Origin of the sequence: Altericista sp. CCNU0014 (genome assembly GCF_044923475.1) — a bacterium.
Taxonomy (GTDB): domain Bacteria; phylum Cyanobacteriota; class Cyanobacteriia; order Thermosynechococcales; family Thermosynechococcaceae; genus JAAURS01.
Map to the genome: position 1 here is coordinate 1,076,871 of NZ_CP137338.1, position 17,477 is coordinate 1,094,347.

The 17,477-nt window shown below is 51.0% G+C and carries 18 protein-coding genes; 12 read left to right on the forward strand and 6 right to left on the reverse strand.

The window, feature by feature from the left end:
• Window positions 1-28 precede the first annotated feature (28 nt).
• Together R6H26_RS05410 and R6H26_RS05415 are read left to right on the forward strand one after the other, a co-directional pair.
• Entirely contained in the window at window positions 29-2,485 is a 2,457-nt protein-coding gene (locus R6H26_RS05410; protein WP_404789000.1) for a DNA topoisomerase (ATP-hydrolyzing) subunit A, read from the forward strand.
• 55 nt (window positions 2,486-2,540) lie between these two features.
• A complete protein-coding gene (locus tag R6H26_RS05415; RefSeq protein ID WP_404789002.1) occupies window positions 2,541-3,077 on the forward strand; it encodes a hypothetical protein in 537 nt (178 codons plus the stop codon).
• Here the strand turns inward: R6H26_RS05415 and R6H26_RS05420 are convergent.
• Window positions 3,074-3,967 carry an amino acid ABC transporter substrate-binding protein gene (locus R6H26_RS05420; protein WP_404789003.1) on the reverse strand — a complete coding sequence of 298 codons (894 nt, stop codon included), beginning with the start codon at window positions 3,965-3,967 and terminating at the stop codon, window positions 3,074-3,076. The two genes, R6H26_RS05415 and R6H26_RS05420, sit on opposite strands and share 4 nt — an antisense overlap.
• Window positions 3,968-4,170: 203 nt before the next feature.
• Between R6H26_RS05420 and R6H26_RS05425 the strand changes: the two genes are divergently transcribed.
• The 3 genes from R6H26_RS05425 to nuoB all read left to right on the forward strand — a co-directional run bounded on the left by R6H26_RS05425 (window position 4,171) and on the right by nuoB (window position 6,348).
• Entirely contained in the window at window positions 4,171-4,647 is a 477-nt protein-coding gene (locus tag R6H26_RS05425) for an SRPBCC family protein (RefSeq protein WP_404789005.1), read from the forward strand.
• A complete protein-coding gene (gene thiD, locus R6H26_RS05430; RefSeq protein WP_404789007.1) occupies window positions 4,644-5,444 on the forward strand; it encodes a bifunctional hydroxymethylpyrimidine kinase/phosphomethylpyrimidine kinase in 801 nt (266 codons plus the stop codon). The genes R6H26_RS05425 and thiD overlap by 4 nt, the downstream gene beginning before the upstream one ends.
• 187 nt (window positions 5,445-5,631) lie before the next feature.
• Window positions 5,632-6,348 carry an NADH-quinone oxidoreductase subunit NuoB gene (gene nuoB, locus R6H26_RS05435; RefSeq protein ID WP_404789009.1) on the forward strand — a complete coding sequence of 239 codons (717 nt, stop codon included), beginning with the start codon at window positions 5,632-5,634 and terminating at the stop codon, window positions 6,346-6,348.
• A 41-nt stretch (window positions 6,349-6,389) separates the two neighbouring features.
• Here the strand turns inward: nuoB and R6H26_RS05440 are convergent, their stop codons facing one another.
• The gene (locus tag R6H26_RS05440) at window positions 6,390-6,578 is read right to left on the reverse strand and encodes a DUF2949 domain-containing protein (RefSeq protein WP_404789011.1); all 189 of its coding nucleotides are present in this window, start codon (window positions 6,576-6,578) and stop codon (window positions 6,390-6,392) included.
• Between the two features lie 198 nt (window positions 6,579-6,776).
• Between R6H26_RS05440 and R6H26_RS05445 the strand changes: the two genes are divergently transcribed.
• From R6H26_RS05445 to cobJ, 7 genes are all read left to right on the forward strand, one after another.
• The gene (locus tag R6H26_RS05445; protein WP_404789013.1) at window positions 6,777-6,992 is read left to right on the forward strand and encodes a hypothetical protein; all 216 of its coding nucleotides are present in this window, start codon (window positions 6,777-6,779) and stop codon (window positions 6,990-6,992) included.
• A 111-nt stretch (window positions 6,993-7,103) separates the two neighbouring features.
• Complete coding sequence (locus R6H26_RS05450) at window positions 7,104-8,111, forward strand: S1 RNA-binding domain-containing protein (protein WP_404789014.1); 1,008 nt, start codon at window positions 7,104-7,106, stop codon at window positions 8,109-8,111.
• Between the two features lie 46 nt (window positions 8,112-8,157).
• Entirely contained in the window at window positions 8,158-9,954 is a 1,797-nt protein-coding gene (locus R6H26_RS05455) for an RDD family protein (protein ID WP_404789016.1), read from the forward strand.
• Between the two features lie 121 nt (window positions 9,955-10,075).
• Window positions 10,076-12,694 carry a TIR domain-containing protein gene (locus R6H26_RS05460; RefSeq protein ID WP_404789018.1) on the forward strand — a complete coding sequence of 873 codons (2,619 nt, stop codon included), beginning with the start codon at window positions 10,076-10,078 and terminating at the stop codon, window positions 12,692-12,694.
• A 13-nt stretch (window positions 12,695-12,707) separates the two neighbouring features.
• Complete coding sequence (locus R6H26_RS05465) at window positions 12,708-13,256, forward strand: hypothetical protein (protein WP_404789019.1); 549 nt, start codon at window positions 12,708-12,710, stop codon at window positions 13,254-13,256.
• Window positions 13,243-13,854, forward strand: a complete 612-nt coding sequence (locus R6H26_RS05470; RefSeq protein WP_404789021.1) for a HEAT repeat domain-containing protein — start codon at window positions 13,243-13,245, stop codon at window positions 13,852-13,854. The genes R6H26_RS05465 and R6H26_RS05470 overlap by 14 nt, the downstream gene beginning before the upstream one ends.
• Window positions 13,855-13,897: 43 nt before the next feature.
• The gene (gene cobJ, locus R6H26_RS05475; RefSeq protein WP_404789023.1) at window positions 13,898-15,280 is read left to right on the forward strand and encodes a precorrin-3B C(17)-methyltransferase; all 1,383 of its coding nucleotides are present in this window, start codon (window positions 13,898-13,900) and stop codon (window positions 15,278-15,280) included.
• 73 nt (window positions 15,281-15,353) lie between these two features.
• Here the strand turns inward: cobJ and R6H26_RS05480 are convergent, their stop codons facing one another.
• Genes R6H26_RS05480 through R6H26_RS05495 form a run of 4 tightly spaced genes read right to left on the reverse strand, consistent with a single transcriptional unit; the run spans window position 15,354 to window position 17,429 of the window.
• Window positions 15,354-15,578: a type II toxin-antitoxin system HicA family toxin gene (locus R6H26_RS05480; RefSeq protein ID WP_404789024.1), complete on the reverse strand. Its 225-nt coding sequence runs from the start codon at window positions 15,576-15,578 to the stop codon at window positions 15,354-15,356.
• Complete coding sequence (locus R6H26_RS05485; RefSeq protein WP_404789026.1) at window positions 15,578-15,814, reverse strand: type II toxin-antitoxin system HicB family antitoxin; 237 nt, start codon at window positions 15,812-15,814, stop codon at window positions 15,578-15,580. The genes R6H26_RS05480 and R6H26_RS05485 overlap by 1 nt, the downstream gene beginning before the upstream one ends.
• A gap of 20 nt (window positions 15,815-15,834) precedes the next feature.
• Window positions 15,835-16,782 carry a hypothetical protein gene (locus tag R6H26_RS05490; protein WP_404789027.1) on the reverse strand — a complete coding sequence of 316 codons (948 nt, stop codon included), beginning with the start codon at window positions 16,780-16,782 and terminating at the stop codon, window positions 15,835-15,837.
• A 26-nt stretch (window positions 16,783-16,808) separates the two neighbouring features.
• Entirely contained in the window at window positions 16,809-17,429 is a 621-nt protein-coding gene (locus tag R6H26_RS05495) for a hypothetical protein (RefSeq protein ID WP_404789029.1), read from the reverse strand.
• Between the last annotated feature and the right edge of the window lie 48 nt (window positions 17,430-17,477).

Here is a 17,477-nt window from a genome sequence, read left to right on the forward strand (position 1 = left end):
CTCCTTGGCGCGTCAGGCTTTTTTTTCTATGGCAAAACAGCTAAATCTTCTGTCTACGGGTAAGGTCATTGCCACAGCGCTGCATACCGAGATGGAGCAGTCTTACCTGGAGTACGCGATGAGCGTCATTGTGGGTCGAGCGCTGCCAGATGTAAGAGATGGCTTAAAACCCGTTCATCGTCGGATTCTCTACGCCATGCACGAGCTGGGGCTGACGCCCGATCGCCCCTATCGCAAGTGCGCCCGCGTGGTAGGGGATGTGCTGGGGAAATATCATCCCCACGGCGATCAGGCGGTTTACGATGCCCTCGTCCGGTTGGTGCAGTCGTTTTCTAGTCGCTACCCGCTTTTGGACGGGCACGGCAACTTTGGCTCGGTGGATAACGACCCCCCGGCGGCGATGCGCTATACGGAAACTCGCCTTGCGGGAGTTGCCAACCAGACGCTCCTAGAAGAAATTGGGGAGTCTACGGTTGACTTCATCGGCAACTTTGACAACTCGCAGCAGGAGCCAACCGTACTGCCCGCCCAACTCCCAATTTTGCTGCTCAACGGTTGCTCCGGCATTGCGGTGGGGATGGCCACCAATATCCCACCCCATAATTTGGGAGAGGTGGTAGATGCGCTGATTGCCCTGATCGATCGTCCCCACATGGAGGCAGAGGATCTGCGAACCTTCATCCCCGGCCCGGACTTTCCGACGGGGGGCGAAATTATAGGTACAGAGGGCATTGCCGAAGCCTATGCGACTGGGAGAGGCAGCATTACAGTGCGAGGGATCGCCCAGTTTGAAGAATCCCAGCCAGGGAAAGGTCGGCATCGGCGCACGGCGATCGTCATTACGGAACTACCGTTTCAGGTCAATAAGGCGGGGCTGATCGAGAAAACCGCCACCCTCATTAACGCAGGCAAAATTGAGGGGATTGCCGACCTGAGGGACGAGAGCGATCGCGACGGGATGCGCGTTGTTATCGAGCTAAAGCGGGAGGCGCAGCCAGAGCAAGTTTTAGAGCAGCTCTACCGCCAAACTGCACTCCAAAGTAACTTTGGTGTAATTACGCTGGCGATCGTCAACGGTCAGCCCCGGCAATTGCCGCTCAAGGAATTGCTGCAAGAATTTTTGCGCTTCCGCGAAGATACGCTGATTCGGCGCTATCGGCACGACCTCGATCGAGCGCAAGGCCGCATTGACATTGTAGAAGGGTTGCTGCGCGCCCTCGAAAACCTGGACGCGCTTGTCGATATCCTGCGCCATGCCCCCGACGGTTCTGCGGCAAAACAAACGTTACAAGAGCGCTTCAGCTTAGACGATCGCCAGTCTGATGCAATTCTAGGAATGCCGATGCGACGTCTGACGGGTCTAGAGCAGCAAAACTTACGGAGCGAATTCGAGGAGCTGACCCAACAAATCCGACAGTTAAATCAGCTTCTGGGCGATCGCAAAGAGCTCCTCAAAACCCTGAAGCAAGATCTCCGCGCCCTCAAGCGCAAGTATGGCGACGCTCGCCGCACCCGGATTGAAACCGCAGTCCCGGAAAAGCTGGTGCCGCTAAGCCCCCCTGAAGAGAATGAGCCAGTGCAGGTGGAGTTATCCCAACGGGGGTATATTCGCTGGATCGGAAGTTCCAGTCGCGCCCGTCGCCGCGAGACCCTCGAGCGATCGGAACAGCTTCAGGAGGTATCTCAGGATTTGCCACTGTATACGGGCAAGGCGCTGCTCTCGGAACAGCTTTTGGTCTTTACGGCCAGCGGTAAAGCCTATGCCGTCAACCTTGCCGATATTCCCGGATCCTCGGGACGCGATCGCGGCACGCCCCTGGTTACACTCTTGAGCGATTCCGCCCACGGTGAGGAAGTCGTCGCTCAATTTTTGCCCTCCGACTACGCGGACGCCGATCGGTTTGTCTTTCTGACGCGGCAGGGTCGGTTTAAGTGGTTGGCCAAGGCCGATTTTACCGAGTTGACGGCTCGCGGACTCAGTGCCATTAAGCTCAAAGACGATGACCAACTTCAGTTTGCCATTCCTGCAACGGCAGACATGGAAGTGGCGATCGCCACGTCTACGGGCCGTCTTGCCCGCTTCCCGCTCTTGGAAGTTCCCGAAATGGGGCGTCCTGCTCTGGGCAATCAGGTTTTGCGTCTTCTGAGACAGGAAGTCTTGGTAGGGTTAGCCGCTGTTTCCGATCGAACCGATATTCTATTGCTGTCGCGGCAAGGTTATGCCAAGCGGCTGCCGATCGGCTCCGCCCGCCTCGGGCATCCGGGGGGGTTAGGGACGCCCCTCGTGCAATTTGCTAAGAAAACCGATGCGCTCATTGCCATGATTGCGCTCCAGCCAGAGGGCGATTTGCTCGTGACCACGGATCGAGATCGGATGGCAGTTGTCGTACCGCAAAGCTTACCCTTGGCAACCAAAGAAGGGGCTGGCACCCTTTGGCTTAAGCTCAAAGCAGGGGAACAATTGGTCAGTGCATTTCCCCTTTGAACGCCCAATGCGGAAAATCCTCAATCTCTAGCCATTTCCTAGGAGTCGCATCGCAATGACTAGCCCAAATGTCTCCCCTCCTGGTCCTAAAAGACCGCGATCGCCTTGGGTTTGGGTCGGCCTTGGTTGTGGGACTGCTCTCCTGTTGACCTTTGGGGGGTGCGTGTTGTTGTTCGGTACGATCGGTCAGCGAGCCGCCCAAGAAATGGGCAAGCCGCTCGACCGCCAAGAAGCTATCGCAAAGCTGGGCGATACTCCCATTTATCAACCCAGCACGTTTAACGAAACCATGACCAAAGGAGCGCGTCTGGGCAGCTCCATTTTTCCAGGCGCGATGGTTTCTGCTGCGGCCTTCAATACAAGCGACGGTCCCGATAAAGTTATTGGGTGGTACGAACAGCAACTGGCTGCGAAAGGATATCGAAGAATGCCCGAACAGTTCAACCCGAACGGGAAATCGAAGCAAGCAACCTTTCAAAATAAATCGGAAGGCATCATCGTCCAGATGGATGATGTTGCGGGTGCCGCAGGGTCGCAAAAAAACTATACGCTTCTGTTGATGCGCATGAGATTCTCTAAAGCGCCTTCCTAGGTCGCGCTATCCGGCATCTCCTCGCGCATATCTAAAATGCTCTGCATGCTTTCTTTGACTAAATTTCTCAGGTCCTCGGTGAGCGGAACGGAGCTGTTGGGACCAAACCATTTATCGAACGTGGAAACGGAAGACGGGTTATTTTTGACAAAGCCCTGCATAAAACTCAGCAAAGCATAGTTCGTTCTATCCAATAGTTTCGAGTTATTCTCCGGTACCATGCAGGCAATGCCTTCCTTGGAATAGGGATAGCCATCCACCTGGTAGTTTTTTGTATTCGAGTTTTTTTGGAGCCAGCCTTCCAACAGCAGGCCATCCCCAGCAAATGCATCAATTTTGCCTTCCTGTAAAGCCTTGTAACCTTCAGCGCGATCCTTAAACAAGACGATCTGAGCTTTTGGCTGCGCCCGTCGAATCGAATCTTCGTTCGTGGTCTTTGGCAGCGCGCCAATGCGCTTGCCCGCTAGGGACTCAGGCCCCGCAAAGGTCGTATCGCGCTTGACCAGGAGGCGGGTTCCGGTAATGCCGTAGCTGACCGAAAAATCGATGAGTTTGTCCCGTTCCCAAGTGAAGCTGCTGCTATCGCAGACAATATCGACTTCCCCGGTTTGGAGTTTGGGAATCCGCTCTCCTGGGCTGAGGGCTACCAGTTTTAGGGTAATGGGCCGCTTGAGTTCTCGCTCGACCTGGGTTTTAATCAGCTGAAGCATGTCTACGGAGTAGCCCACGAGTTGCCCTTTGTCGTCGGCGTAGGCGAGGGGGAAAGCATCTTTGCTGGTTCCAGCCGTAAGGACGCCCGTTTTTGCAACTTTTTCTAAGACGGTTTGGGCGGCAACAGATTGCAGGGGCACGCAGAGTGCCAACAATATGCCTACAGCAGATATTTTCATGGAATTAGACATTCGCAACGCTTGTTTGTGCAGCATATCCGGCGATTCTTAAAACAGCAGCTTTGAGGTAAATATGGCACGGATCTTACCACTACATTAAAGATACGCGGTGTTACGTTCTTTGACGGAACGAAACGACGCTCGGTAGGGCAGGGCGCTGGCCATGGGTCTTTAAAACTTGAGTTAGAGTGAGGGGGCCAAATTTGCGAGTACGAACCGTGCTGCACTTCGAGAAAACGAGCATTATTGATGCATCCCCTGAGACGGTGTGGCGGTTCCACGAGCGCTCGGATATTTTGCAGATTCTGACCCCTCCTTGGCAGCCCGTACAGATCGTGCGCCGGGAGGGCGGTTTGGGCGTTGGCGCGATCTCCGAATTCCGGTTGTGGATTGGCGTTATTCCGGTGCAGTGGATTGCGGTACATACTGCCTGCGAGCGCGATCGATATTTTGTAGACGAGCAAAAAACGGGACCGATGGCCTTTTGGCAGCACCGCCATCAATTTGAAGCGCAGGGCGATCGCACCCGACTGACAGATGCGATCGACTACGCGCTCCCCGGCGGTCAGCCGCTCGAACAACTGCTGCAGTGGTGGGTGGACGCCCGCCTCGCGGATATGTTTGACTACCGCCACCGGGTGACGCGGCAGAACTGCGAAGCCATGAGGGATGACGGATGAGCGTTCCAGTTGCACTAACCATTGCCGGATCTGATAGCGGTGGCGGGGCGGGCATCCAAGCCGATCTGCGAACGTTTGCTTTTCATCGAGTCCACGGGACCAGCGCCCTGACCTGCATTACGGCCCAAAATACCTTAGGGGTCAGTCGCGTTGATGCCTTACCGCCGGAATCGGTGGTCGCGCAAATTGATGCGGTTGCTGCGGATATTGGATTTCAATCGGCTAAGACCGGAATGCTGCTGAATGCCGACATTATTCAGGCTGTCGCCGCAGCGCTGGATAGCCTGCAGTTTGACAGGTTGGTGGTCGATCCGGTGATGGTGTCTCGTACGGGGGCGCAGTTGATTGACGATAGGGCGATCGCAGCGCTCGTCCAGGTTCTTCTTCCCAAAGCATTAATTGTTACCCCCAACCGCTACGAAGCTCAAATCCTGGCAAACCTCGAAGTCAATACCTTGGATGCCATGAAAACCGCAGCTCAAAAGATTTACGCCCTCGGCCCGCAGGCCGTTCTGGTCAAAGGCGGCGGGATGGCAGGAGAACTCAAAGGCATCGATATTTGGTTTGACGGACGCGAACTAACGGTCTTAGAAACGCAACAGGTGGATACGCCCCATACCCACGGGACGGGGTGTACCTTGTCAGCGGCGATCGCCGCTAACCTCGCCCTCGGAAAACTCCCCCTAGACGCAGTGCAGAGCGCCAAACAATACGTGACCGAAGCCTTGAAACACTCCCTGGCGATCGGCAAAGGACAGGGACCTGTCGGACATTGGTTTGCACTCACCCAGCTTTAAATTGAGGAGATCGAAAAGGGGGGCCAACCTCCCCCTCAACCCCTAGCAGGATCTAGAATGTCAGCAAGGAAAAATCAAGTCTTTGCTTTGCAGGGTCGCAGCGCGCTGCGAATCCAATTGCTCGGTGCTTAATTTGCGAACGCTTTGTCCTTTCCCAGGACCTATCCAACGCTAAGGAGCTACAGCTATGAACTTTCCTGCGACGGCCAACGCCGAAATCGATCGGATCGCGTATCCGATTAGTCGCCCCGAGATTCCCCCCCAGCTTTCCGAAAACGTGATTTTAGCCAGCGTCAATGACTTGTACGACTGGGCTAGACTCTCGAGCCTGTACCCCCTCATGTTTGGCACTGCCTGCTGTTTTATCGAATTTGCCGCAACCTTAGGCTCTCGCTTCGATTTAGATCGCTTGGGCGTTTTTCCGCGTATGAGTCCGCGCCAGGCCGATCTAATTATCACCGCTGGCACGATTACCATGAAAATGGCTCCAGCATTGGTTCGTCTCTACGAACAGATGCCCGAACCAAAATACGTCATGGCCATGGGTGCCTGCACGATTAGCGGCGGCATGTTTAGCGCCGATTCTCCGACTGCCGTGAGGGGAGTTGACAAGCTACTCCCCGTTGACGTGTACATTCCCGGATGTCCGCCTCGCCCGGAAGCGGTGCTGGACGCGATTGTAAAACTGCGCAAAAAAATTGCCGACGAAAATCTACAGGAGCGCGGGAATACTCGACAAACGCATCGGTATTACAGCATAGCCCATCAAATGAAGCCCGTGCCGCCCATTCTGACGGGCCAGTACCTTGCTGCCGCAACGCGTCAAGCGCCGCCGAAGGCGTTAGCAGAAAGCTTGGGCATACCCGTGGTCGCAACTCAACCCGTGCGGGAAATGGCCGACTGAGATTTGTCTGTTAACTTTTAACTTTGAAGTGCGAATACGGTCTAGGGAGCAGTTTTTTCAATCCAATCAAAAATGTGCTCTAACTGCTTCAAGCTGATGAGGCCATAGTTCCAAAGCACGATGGGCAGCTCCGTAACGCTGGGTTGCTGGTTGCGCGTTACAGAAGCGATCGCCGCATCGGAAAGACCTAAGTCATGCTGCAAATACTGAATTAAATACTGATTGTTCACTGACAGGGAAAACTACGTCACTCGTAATGGTGCCCAATACTGTATCAGTTATTTAGCATTTTAAGACTGCAAAAAAACAAAAAAAATCTTAAGCTTGTTTTGCGCCGATTTATTAACGAGACGTATATCTTTGCCCTAGTGGCTGAATGCTTTGCAGAGAGGGCATCCTTAAGGAAAGATTTTGGGAGATCGATGATTATGAAGCCAGTTTGGATTGTCAATACGCTACATCCAGAGAAAATGAATTCCGAAGCAATGGCATCGCCCGAAATGGGTGCCGATCGATCCGATGCCGTCTGGCAGAAGTGGCTTGCCGATAAGGCCCTTGGAGAACCGCAACCTACCGATGGACTTTCTGTGGACGATCTGAAGGCTCAAGGATATGTGGGCGTTTATAAGTATGTCTGGGGTTAGGTAAAGTCTGGTAATCCGTACCAAAAGATTAAAACAGCTTGGAGTAGAGTCGTGTGCTTGGGTAGAATCAAACCAGAGCGAACTATTTAGAAGCGAATTAGGATTACGAGCTTGAGTTTTTCACACGATGATTTTTTGAAAGCCCTCGACCAGCATGATTTCGCCTTTGAAGTGGGCCAGACGGTTCTGGGTAAGATTGCCAGCTACGGGAGCGATGGCGCTTATATCGATATTGGGGGTAAATCTGCGGCGCTTTTACCCGTGCGGGAAGTGAACCTCGGTGCCGACCAAAAGCTAGAGGAGCTTTTGCCGCTTCAAACCGAGCGAGAGTTTTTAATCGTCCGCGGGCAGGATGAAAACGGTCAGATTACTCTTTCTCTGCGGCAGCTTGAAATTAAGGCGTTTTGGGAAAAATTGCAGACCTTCGATCCCGGACAAACCCTCAAGGTGCGCGTCAATGGGACCAATAAGGGCGGCTTAACGGCGAATGTCAAAGGCATCAAAGCCTTTATCCCGCGATCGCATGTGGTTCAGCGAGAAAACATCGAAGAATTGGTGGGGCAGCAGATTACCGTCAGTATCTTAGAGGTGGATCCCGCTCGCAAAAAGTTAGTGTTATCCCAGCGCCAAGCCCAGCGCGCCCAGCGCATGACCGAGCTAGAAATCGGGCAGCTCGTCAGCGGCAAGGTTGCAGACCTCCGACCCTTTGGCGCATTTGTGGACCTGGGCGGCGTGACTGCCCTGCTCCACGTCAACAACATCAGCCAGAAGTACGTTTCCTCGGTCAATACCCTACTGCCCATCGGAACGGCCTTGAAGGCCGTCATTACCGATCTCGACGAGCAGCGCGGGCGCATTTCGCTCTCGACCAGCGTGCTCGAAAATCGACCGGGAGAGATGCTTGATGCCTTTGAGGCCGTGATGGCGGAGGCCGAGCAGCGAGCCGCGCAGCACCGCCAAACGGTGGAGGAAACCAAACTTGAGGCGAGTGAAGAACCCAGCGCGCCTGAAGCAGATTCGTCTCAATCATCTGCGATCTCAGAAGCGCCTGCTTCTGAGATCCCTGTAGAGGTTCCAGCCGTTGTAGAACTGAAAGCTCCTAACCCTCAAGTCCATTAATACCGGGGTTGTTTCAGCGTCAAATGCCAAAACGTTTTGCAACCCTATGACACCCAAACCCGATTCGATTCAAGCTTCCGTCCCATCTCTGACCATGGGCAACGTCATTACAATCGGATTTCAGGTGTTTCGGCTGAATTTCAACGATCATTTTGTCCGCAGCCTGCTGTCCCACCTGTGGCTGTGGTTGGCGATGCTTGGGGGCTTGTTGGTCTTTGGAATTGCGCTGTTCTTTAGTTTTGCCCTCAGCAGCACTGGGGGATTCCCCAATACCTCGGCTGGCGTTCTGGGTGTTGCGATCGGGACGGTCTTTGCTTTGCCCTTCACGCTCTTTACCGGGGCGCGCATGTTTGCCGTAAGCGGACTCATGACCCGAATGGGGTTTAATACCTTGCGGAAATGGGTAGAACCCGACGAACTCTACCGTCAAACGATATTGCGCCGACTTTGGACCTATTTGGCCGCTTGGGTGTTCTCTTCTCTCATCGTGTTGCTGATTTGCGGTTGGCTGTTGGGGATTGGGTTTTATGTATTCGTGTTGCTCTCGCCGACTTGGCAGGCATTTCTGTTGCAAATAGCGGATTCGCAATTGAGAGGAACCTTTGTGCTGGTCACGTTTACCCTAGGCCTAATCTACGTATTGGGTGCGGTTATGGTGGGGTATTATCTGTCGGCGCGGTTGTGGTTTTTCGATGCGGTTCTTGCCATTGAAGATCGACATTCTGCCCTTACATCGCTGCTCCGAAGCTGGGAACTGACGCGGGGTAAGGGGTGGAGTGTAATCACTATCATGTTTACTGCAAGTCTCATCACGCTTCCAATTCTGTTGCTTGCCAGTAGTATTAACGTGTTTGTGCCCTTCGTCAGTCTGATTGCCGGGGTGATTATGCTTCCCCTGTGGCAGGCGGTGAAGGCGGTCAACTTTTACGAACTCGTAACGGCGAAGACAGGGCTTTTGTTCGATTTGGACAGTCTATCTTCCGATCCTCGTCGCTTTCTCCGTCGCGTGGCAATGCAGACGCCAGAGGGGGTAGAGCTAGATTTTGCGTTGGGCGGTATCGGCAGTCGCGCGATCGCCTGGATGGTGGACCAAACAATTTTGTACCTGGTGTTGGCGGTATTTTGGGTGGCTGGCGGCTGGACTTATATCTATGTCGTGTTGCCGATGCTGACGGATCGATTTGAAGCGTTCTCGGTGGACGAGCTCAATCTTTGGGTGGGGGCGATCGCCGGAATTTTGAGTTTTGCCATTGCCAATGGGTATTTCATCAGTTTTGAGACGATCTGGCGCGGGCAAACCCCTGGCAAACGCTTGGCGAAGATTCGCGTGGTCCGGGATGACGGTCAGCCCATTGGCGTGAAAGAAGCGACCCTCCGCAGTTTTGTCGGTTGGTTTGACCTCGGGTTCTTTTTCATCGGACTCATGCTGGTGATGTTGGGACGTTCTGAGAAGCGTCTGGGCGATATGGCGGCAGGTACCCTTGTGATTCAGGATGAAAAGTCTTCCCAACAGGGTGCGGCGATCGTTCCGACTAGCTTCAGCACGCTGACTAAAGATACGGTGGAAATCCTCACCGCTCAAACCAATACAGCGGTACTATCTATGGATCGCTATTTTGTATTGCAGAATTTTCTAGGCCATCGCGCTGAGCTGAGCGCTAAAGACCGCAAGTCTGCGACGTCGAAGTTAGCCCGACAACTGCGATCGCTCTTGATGCCCCACAGTCCCGACGCTCTTGGAACTATTCCTGACGAAAATCTAGTGGAAGCTGCCTATCTGGTCTGTCGAGTGGGAAGGGATGATTTGTACGCGACGGAACAACAGGAGTTCGATTACTCTTAGCGCGTCTTACCGGGCGTTAATTTTGACGCCGCCGATCCAAATCTAACCTCAGTTATCTTTGCGGAGACGGTTTAGGGCGATCGCATACCATAGGAGTAGAAAACCCTAAGCATTGTTCGGCATGGCTGCGGAAATCGATTTTCAGCCTTATTTGCAATCCATTAGCACCCACTATGAACAATGGTGGCGACTCTACACGCTAACGGATGCGGAAACCAAGGCTCAGCAACAGAAGGAGCCGCAGCCTTGGAAAACGCCGTTTGATTTTGGGTTGATGGTGCAGACGGTGCAACGCGATCGCTCTCTAGGATCGGATGGCTCGGATTTTGAAGCTCAGTCGCCCAAGGAAAAGATCGAACGATTTCCGGTTTTAGAGGGGATTCGTAAATTTGTGAAGGAACATCGGCAGGTGTTGCTGGTGGGGCGACCGGGTTCGGGGAAATCGACGACGTTGGCGCGGTTGTTGTTGGAAGAGGCTCGTGGGTGCTCTGCCATTGACCAGTCCAGTAATCCCCTCCTGGGAGGGGCTAGGGGTGGGTTAGTCAGTGGCGCAATTGATCGACCCACCCCGCCCTACGGGCACCCCTCCGAGGAGGGGATTGGTGACAGGACATGTATCCCCGTCCTCGTCGAACTCCGATTCTTATCCAACTCAACCCTCCTCGATCGCATTCAAGCCTTTTTCCAACGCCACGACCTCCAACTCGATCGTACGCAAATCGAAGACCTGCTGTTTCATCGACGGTTATTACTGTTGATGGATGGGCTGAATGAATTGCCCTCAGAGGCTGTCCGACTGGATGTGGCAAAATTCCGGCAAGATTATCCCAAGGTGTCGATGATTTTTACGACGCGGGATTTGAGTTTGGGGGGCGATTTTGGGCTGGAGAAAAAGCTGGAGATGCAGCCACTGACGGAAGCGCAAATGCAGGATTTTGTGCGATCGTATGTGCCAGAACAGGCGGAGGCGATGCTGCGGCAGTTGAAGGATCGGTTGCGGGAGTTTGGGCAAACGCCGCTGTTGTTATGGATGTTGTGCGGGTTGTTTCGGCAGACGGGGGAGATTCCGGCGAATTTGGGTGAGGTGTTTCGGGCGTTTACGCAGGGATATGAGAAGAATTTGAAGGCGGATGTACCTGTTGAAAGCGATCGGCGTTGGTGGCCGGAGTTGTTGCAGGAATTGGCCTTTGCCATGATGCATAGCCAACCCGTAGGGGCGAACGGCGTTCGCCCTCTTGTAGATGTGGATTTTCGGGTCGCAATTCCTAAAATAGAAGTTCACCAGATTTTTGCCAAGTTTTTACAAGGAAAAGAAGCAGAGCGAGAAGGTAGCGCACAGCGATCTTTAGATGACCTATTGCGACATCATCTGATTCAAGAGAATGGAGAACAGGTAGAGTTTCGGCATCAATTACTTCAGGAATACTACGCGGCAGAATATTTATTGGGGCATTGGGAGCAGCTTAGCGAATTGGAATTCAAGCGAGACTACCTCAATTATTTGAAGTGGACAGAGGCGATCAGGTTGATGGTAGGTCGAATAGACAACGAAAATTTAGTCTTAAAGGTAGTGGAGTTGTCACTGAATGTAGACTTAATGTTGGGAGCAAAACTCGCAGGGAAAGCGAAGGGTGAGTTGCAGTCAGCTACAGTTAGCAGAGTGAGCAATCTGGAACTTCCAAAATGGTTGAAATTTAAGCTATTGAAAGAAATTGGAACAAGTAAAAAGATTCCAAAACTACTCGCTGATAATAATGACGAAGACTTCGAGGCGAATTGGAACAATTTTGGTGCACGGTGGATGTACGTTAATTCCCTAGGGATACTAGCGGACTCAGAGGAATCAATTTCAAGTTATCTCGCAATTCTGGAGGATTATAACTCCGATAATCGTGTTGTTGCAGCTTTGATTTTAGGGCAGAAAGTTTCAGAAAAAGCAATTCCAGGGTTGATCAAAGCCTTTGAAGATCAAGATTCTGATGTGCGCTGGGCTGCTGCTGTTTCTTTGGTAGGACCTTTCAAACATGTAGCTAGAGTTCACTGTTTGCCTCAACTCAAAGCACTCATCCTACATCCATCGGGACAAGCCGCTTTCAAAGCCATGTCCATCATCCAATTCCGCTGTGGATTCTACAACTACGATCTCACCCAATCCACCCCATCCATGAAACTCTTCTTCTCTTACGCCCACAAAGACGAAACCCTCCGCGACGAACTCGCCAAACACCTCAGCCTCCTCAAACGCCAAAACATCATCACCGACTGGCACGATCGCAACATCACCGCCGGAACCGACTGGGCACAGGCCATCGACAACAATCTCAACACCGCCAACATCATCCTGCTCCTCATCAGCTCCGACTTCCTCGCCTCAGACTACTGCTACGACAAAGAAATGACCCGCGCTCTAGAACTCCACAACCAAGGCATCGCTTGCGTTATGCCTATCATCCTGCGCCCCTGTGACTGGCACAGCGCCCCCTTTGGCAAACTCCAAGCCCTCCCCAAAGACGCCAAACCTGTCACAACATGGGACAACCCAGACGAAGCCTTCACCCACATCGCCCAAGGCATCCGCAAAGCCGTCGCCGAACTCCAGCAACGCAAAACCAGCCCCGCCACACCCCAACCCAAAACCGCATCATCCCAGCCTGCAAATGTCACAATGAACTTTTACGGCACCGTCCACGGCGCAGCCGGAACCGTTCAAGGAGACCAAAACATCCAACCTACCGAATAAGGAATACCTCCCCATGACCACCTTAATCACCGTCGAACTATCAGATGCAGTTGTCCAGCAATGGCAAGCCAAAGCCCAGCAGCAAAACACAACCGTAGAGAGCTTTCTTGCGGAGCATCTCACCCAAACACTAAGAACAGCCTCAAAAGGGACAACATTATCATCTATGCCCCCTACAGAGTGGCTAGCGGGTTATTATACAGTTGCCGAAATGTTTAGCTTCATTCGCGCCGCCAAGCAATTTAACAGAGACCGCATCCAAGTTCCAGCAACCCCTTTAGCCCGTCACATTGCCAATCAAATGGTTAAACACAACTTCATCCGTAGCGTTGAAGTCGATCCAACCCCACCATCCGAATTCATGACACTACATCTTCTCGAACAGACGCCAACCACCTCAACCTATAGTCCCGACGAGAACTATAGTCTCGACGATTTTCTGAACTTACCCACAGATAACCCTGAACTGAAACAGATTTTAGAAAAACTAAAAGACCCAGATCCCAATATTTGCATTCAAGGTATTAATGCATTGGGAGACCTGTATAGTGAACCCGCTTGAGCGTGCAATTACCACCCTAGAGCGAATGTTGCTCCATCATCCTAGTTCTAGCGTCAAAATTGCTGCCCTTCAAAATCTTGCCAGAATAGGTCAATATCATCCCATCAACCTACAGCTCCTCTACAACGCCGCCGAAGACCCAAATCCTAATATCAGCATTGCAGCCCTTGCCGCCATTACAGACCTTGTCCTTGCTTCATTTTCTACCTTCCCCATGTCAGACCAACCCAAAGTGCAAATGACCTTCAACGCTCCTGTCTACGGCGCAGCAGGCACCGTCGCAGGCGATCAAATCATCAATGCCTCAGCACAAGACTTTGATACTCTCCTGAACGACTACAAACAATTCTTCAACGACCTCCAGCAAAAATATCCCGTCCAAATCCCCGAAGCGGCCTTACTGCCCATCATCGACGCAGAATTCCAAGAACTTCAAAAAACGCAACCCCAACGCTGGCAAAACTTCCTAAACCTCAAACGCCTCTGGAACGGCGGCAAAAAAGCCACCTTCAAACTGGGCGAACACTTCACCGAAGAGAATTTGTGGGGGAAAATGGCGATCGCATTTCTCGAAGGGATCGCAGAAGATCCAGAATAATAGTAGAACTGCCACCCTCCGCATCGCAAAAAGGCTCCATTCCTTGAACTCATCTGCCATCATCATTCTGAGCGAATCCAGCACGGCGATCGCCCGTCAAATCCAGACTGTCCTCCCCGAGGCTACGGTCTACGGTCTGGTCGATCGCACCCAATCCGCAGACATTTTCTACACCCACTTTGGCGATACGGTCAGAGATCTGTTCGCCCAAGGCACCCCTATCATTGGCATCTGCGCCGCTGGAATTCTAATCCGCACCCTCGCGCCGCTGCTCTCGGATAAACGGGCCGAGCCGCCCGCGATCGCAGTGGCTGAAGACGGCAGTGCCGTGGTACCGCTGCTGGGCGGGTTGACAGGGGCCAACGAATTAGCCAAGGCGATCGCCCAAGCCCTTCAGACCCAAGCCGCCATTACCGCCACGGGTCAACTGCGATTCAATATCGTCCTGGAAGCACCGCCCTCCGACTACCGCCTCGCCAACCCGGAACACGCCAAATCCTTCACCTCCGACCTGATTGCAGGCGCAACGGTTCGACTCGTGGGAGAGGCCCCTTGGTTGAGCCAAAGCAATCTGCCCTTCAGTCCCAAAGGAACGCATCTCATCGAAGTGACGAAACGCGATGTCGCGGGTAGCGCCACCCATTTGGTCTATCATCCGGTGGCCGTTCAAGGGCGACTTGCCATTGTTGGAACTGGTCCCGGTTCTGCCCAGTGGATGTCTCCTGAAGTTAAAGGGATTCTCCAGGCCGCCACGGATTTAGTGGGATACAAAACCTATTTAGATTTAGTCGGAGATCTAGCCCAAGGCAAGCAGCGACACGAGTCCGACAACCGCGTAGAGCTAGATCGCGCCCGCCTTGCCCTGGCGCTGGCAACCGAAGGAAAATCGGTGGTGGTGGTATCCTCCGGCGACCCTGGCATTTTTGCAATGGCGGCGGCAGTTTTTGAGGTCATCGATCGAGATGCAAATCCCGCTTGGACCGATCTTGACATTCACGTCGCGCCGGGCATTTCGGCCATGCAGGCCGCAGCGGCGGCGGTGGGCGCGCCCCTCGGTCACGACTTTTGCGCAATTTCTCTATCCGATATTCTCAAACCCTGGGACGCGATCGAGAAGCGCATTGCAGCAGCAGCAGCAGCAGACTTTGCGATCGCGTTCTATAACCCCGTTTCCACCCAGCGGACTTGGCAGCTCGACGCCGCCAAGGAGATTTTGCTGAAATGGCGATCGCCCACCACCCCCGTCGTTATTGCCCGCAATCTAGGCCGTCCTGGACAATCTGTTCGGGTTATTAATCTTGGAGATTTGACCGCCGATCGAGCGGATATGCGAACGGTCTTGATTATTGGCTCTAGCCAAACTCGAACGGTTCAACGCTCTGACGGAACGGTTTGGGTCTATACGCCTCGCAGGCATCAACTCTAATCGGAGGCGATCGCCTTTCTCCATGCAGCCACGATCTCGCTTTTGTCTGTGCTTTCAACGAAATGGGTAAAAATTACTCTTGCAGGAAATCATCCGGTGCAATATCTGCTTGTTTTAGAATGGCTCGAAGGGTTCCTTCTGGCATATCGCCAGGGTGATTGGGAATGGTGGTATAGCGATTTGTATCAGCATTGAACCAAATTTCATGACTGCCTGCAGCTTGTCGATAAAAGGCGAAGCCGAATGATTTCAGTTTTTTGACGACTTGTTTATAACGGAATCCGGCGAGTCTGCCCATTATCTAGACAATCCAACGATCAAAGGGTAGTCGAACCGATCAGCGACGATCTCTAAAGATTGAAGTTGCTCTTGTTCGGTTTGGGCTTCGAGTAATTTACGCGAGATATCGCGGGCAATTTCTAGGGTTTCAGTAATGGTTCGTCCTTGTGCGACTAGCCCTTGCAATTCATCTGATGTGGCGAGATAAACCCCTTCAGGCAGTTTTTCGATATGGAGGTTAATAATTTTTTCCATGCTGTCTAGCCTGTCAACAACTATTCTGGAGTAACACAACGTTTGAGTAACTTATCTGTCTCTCCTAATAGATTGTAAGCGATGATTCGTGCCGTGATACGACCATCTAAATTATTTTGAAAATATGAAGAATGCGCATCTTCAGCCGCAGCAATCATTGCACCGTCGGGTTGCCCTCCTGACATAAAATGTAATGTAGCTTCAGCCCCATTAGCATCTTGCCACACATACTGATCGCTAAATAATATTTCAGAGCTGATTTCATCTTCTATCGCAGCTTTTAAGGGATAAGCAACTAAATCAGAAGAATGAATAATATTAACCCATCTAAGTTTATAAGCATTAGAACTCGTGTTGATCGGTCTTTTTGAAAGTTTTAACCAAGAGTCAATACGATGAAAATCTAAATCCAGCATTTCTTTGAAGAATAAAAGAGGAGAACCCATTGTTGAAATACTAATCAAATCAAAATCTTTTAATTTTTTTTGAAATAAAAAAGCTGGACTCCAAGAATCTTGAGAATTCGAGAAAAGCAAATCCCACAGGATAATACTTCCTAAAGAGTGAGTAACAAAATGAATTTCTTTTTGTTTAGGATGATCTTCTGTATATTGTTTAAATTGTTCATAAATCGTTTTGCGAATCACATTTCCACGTTCAATGTTTTGATAAATCAGAAAATCACCTAAAAAATTATTGATAAATTTTTTTCTTTGTTTTTGATATCTATAAATATCGCTTCGAGGAGTATATTTTGGGTGGAGATTACAAGCCCTTGAAAAATCTTTTTCTATATATCCAATAATTTTATTTTTCTTGTTATTAAATAAATTTCCCCAAAAACTAGCATAAAAACTCGTTGCAGCGCCTGTATTGCTTTTAAGAAGCTCTCTATTAATATTTTCTATGAGCTTATTTGCATAGCCGGAATTTTGAGTGTTAATGCCGTGAATAAAAAAAGTAAGCATGTAATTAAAATTTTAGTTTTATCGCCTTAATGAAAACAAGAAACATTAAAAATCTGGAGTAAGTATTGAAGAGAAATATCTCTCAAATTAATTGAAACCTCACTCTCAATTCGTAATTCTCCCTGATTCAAAAATAGATTTAAAGCTGAATTATCCTCAAGTTTTTGGAATAGTGCATTCATAAGTCTTGTTTGAACCTTGGGCAGCGAATAAAAAACTTTATCACCGTCGACTCTTACTCCTTCTGGTAGCACCTGATTTGGAATATAACCGCCTAAAAAAACATTCCAACCCGAAATTAGAATTCGGTACATCAGAGAGTTGGCCTTGAATTTGGGTTTATTCAATAAACGCAATTGTCCCTCAACCAAATCACCGTTAAAAAATATTTTTTCAGGCGTAAAATGGATCTCAACCTTAATTTGCTGATGTTCGATTATAGCAATTAAACCTTCATTCGCATCTGGTACTAAATTCACCAATTGCTCTACCCTATCAGTTGCCTTTTGGCAAAGTAGCAAAACAGCTTTAGGCTTCACTATCAATTGATTGGACTGCAGACTAACGTCAATGTAGTCCTTTGCATACATTTGTAATAACTTAGCAGACCCTTGAAAAGCCTTTCCTATTTGATTCGGAATTTTCATTGGAGTTTTAAAACTAATTCTTATAAAGCTATCAAAGGAAAACGAGCG

What these genes read in the sequence shown, in the direction of transcription:
- R6H26_RS05445 (WP_404789013.1), top strand. Translation starts at nt 6,777, where the DNA reads ATGAAGCCAGTTTGGATTGTCAATACGCTACATCCAGAGAAAATGAAT.
- R6H26_RS05490 (WP_404789027.1), bottom strand. Translation starts at nt 16,782, where the DNA reads ATGCTTACTTTTTTTATTCACGGCATTAACACTCAAAATTCCGGCTAT.
- R6H26_RS05410 (WP_404789000.1), top strand. Translation starts at nt 29, where the DNA reads ATGGCAAAACAGCTAAATCTTCTGTCTACGGGTAAGGTCATTGCCACA.
- thiD (WP_404789007.1), top strand. Translation starts at nt 4,644, where the DNA reads ATGAGCGTTCCAGTTGCACTAACCATTGCCGGATCTGATAGCGGTGGC.
- R6H26_RS05460 (WP_404789018.1), top strand. Translation starts at nt 10,076, where the DNA reads ATGGCTGCGGAAATCGATTTTCAGCCTTATTTGCAATCCATTAGCACC.
- R6H26_RS05465 (WP_404789019.1), top strand. Translation starts at nt 12,708, where the DNA reads ATGACCACCTTAATCACCGTCGAACTATCAGATGCAGTTGTCCAGCAA.
- R6H26_RS05480 (WP_404789024.1), bottom strand. Translation starts at nt 15,578, where the DNA reads ATGGGCAGACTCGCCGGATTCCGTTATAAACAAGTCGTCAAAAAACTG.
- R6H26_RS05455 (WP_404789016.1), top strand. Translation starts at nt 8,158, where the DNA reads ATGACACCCAAACCCGATTCGATTCAAGCTTCCGTCCCATCTCTGACC.
- R6H26_RS05420 (WP_404789003.1), bottom strand. Translation starts at nt 3,967, where the DNA reads ATGAAAATATCTGCTGTAGGCATATTGTTGGCACTCTGCGTGCCCCTG.
- R6H26_RS05415 (WP_404789002.1), top strand. Translation starts at nt 2,541, where the DNA reads ATGACTAGCCCAAATGTCTCCCCTCCTGGTCCTAAAAGACCGCGATCG.
- nuoB (WP_404789009.1), top strand. Translation starts at nt 5,632, where the DNA reads ATGAACTTTCCTGCGACGGCCAACGCCGAAATCGATCGGATCGCGTAT.
- R6H26_RS05485 (WP_404789026.1), bottom strand. Translation starts at nt 15,814, where the DNA reads ATGGAAAAAATTATTAACCTCCATATCGAAAAACTGCCTGAAGGGGTT.
- R6H26_RS05495 (WP_404789029.1), bottom strand. Translation starts at nt 17,429, where the DNA reads ATGAAAATTCCGAATCAAATAGGAAAGGCTTTTCAAGGGTCTGCTAAG.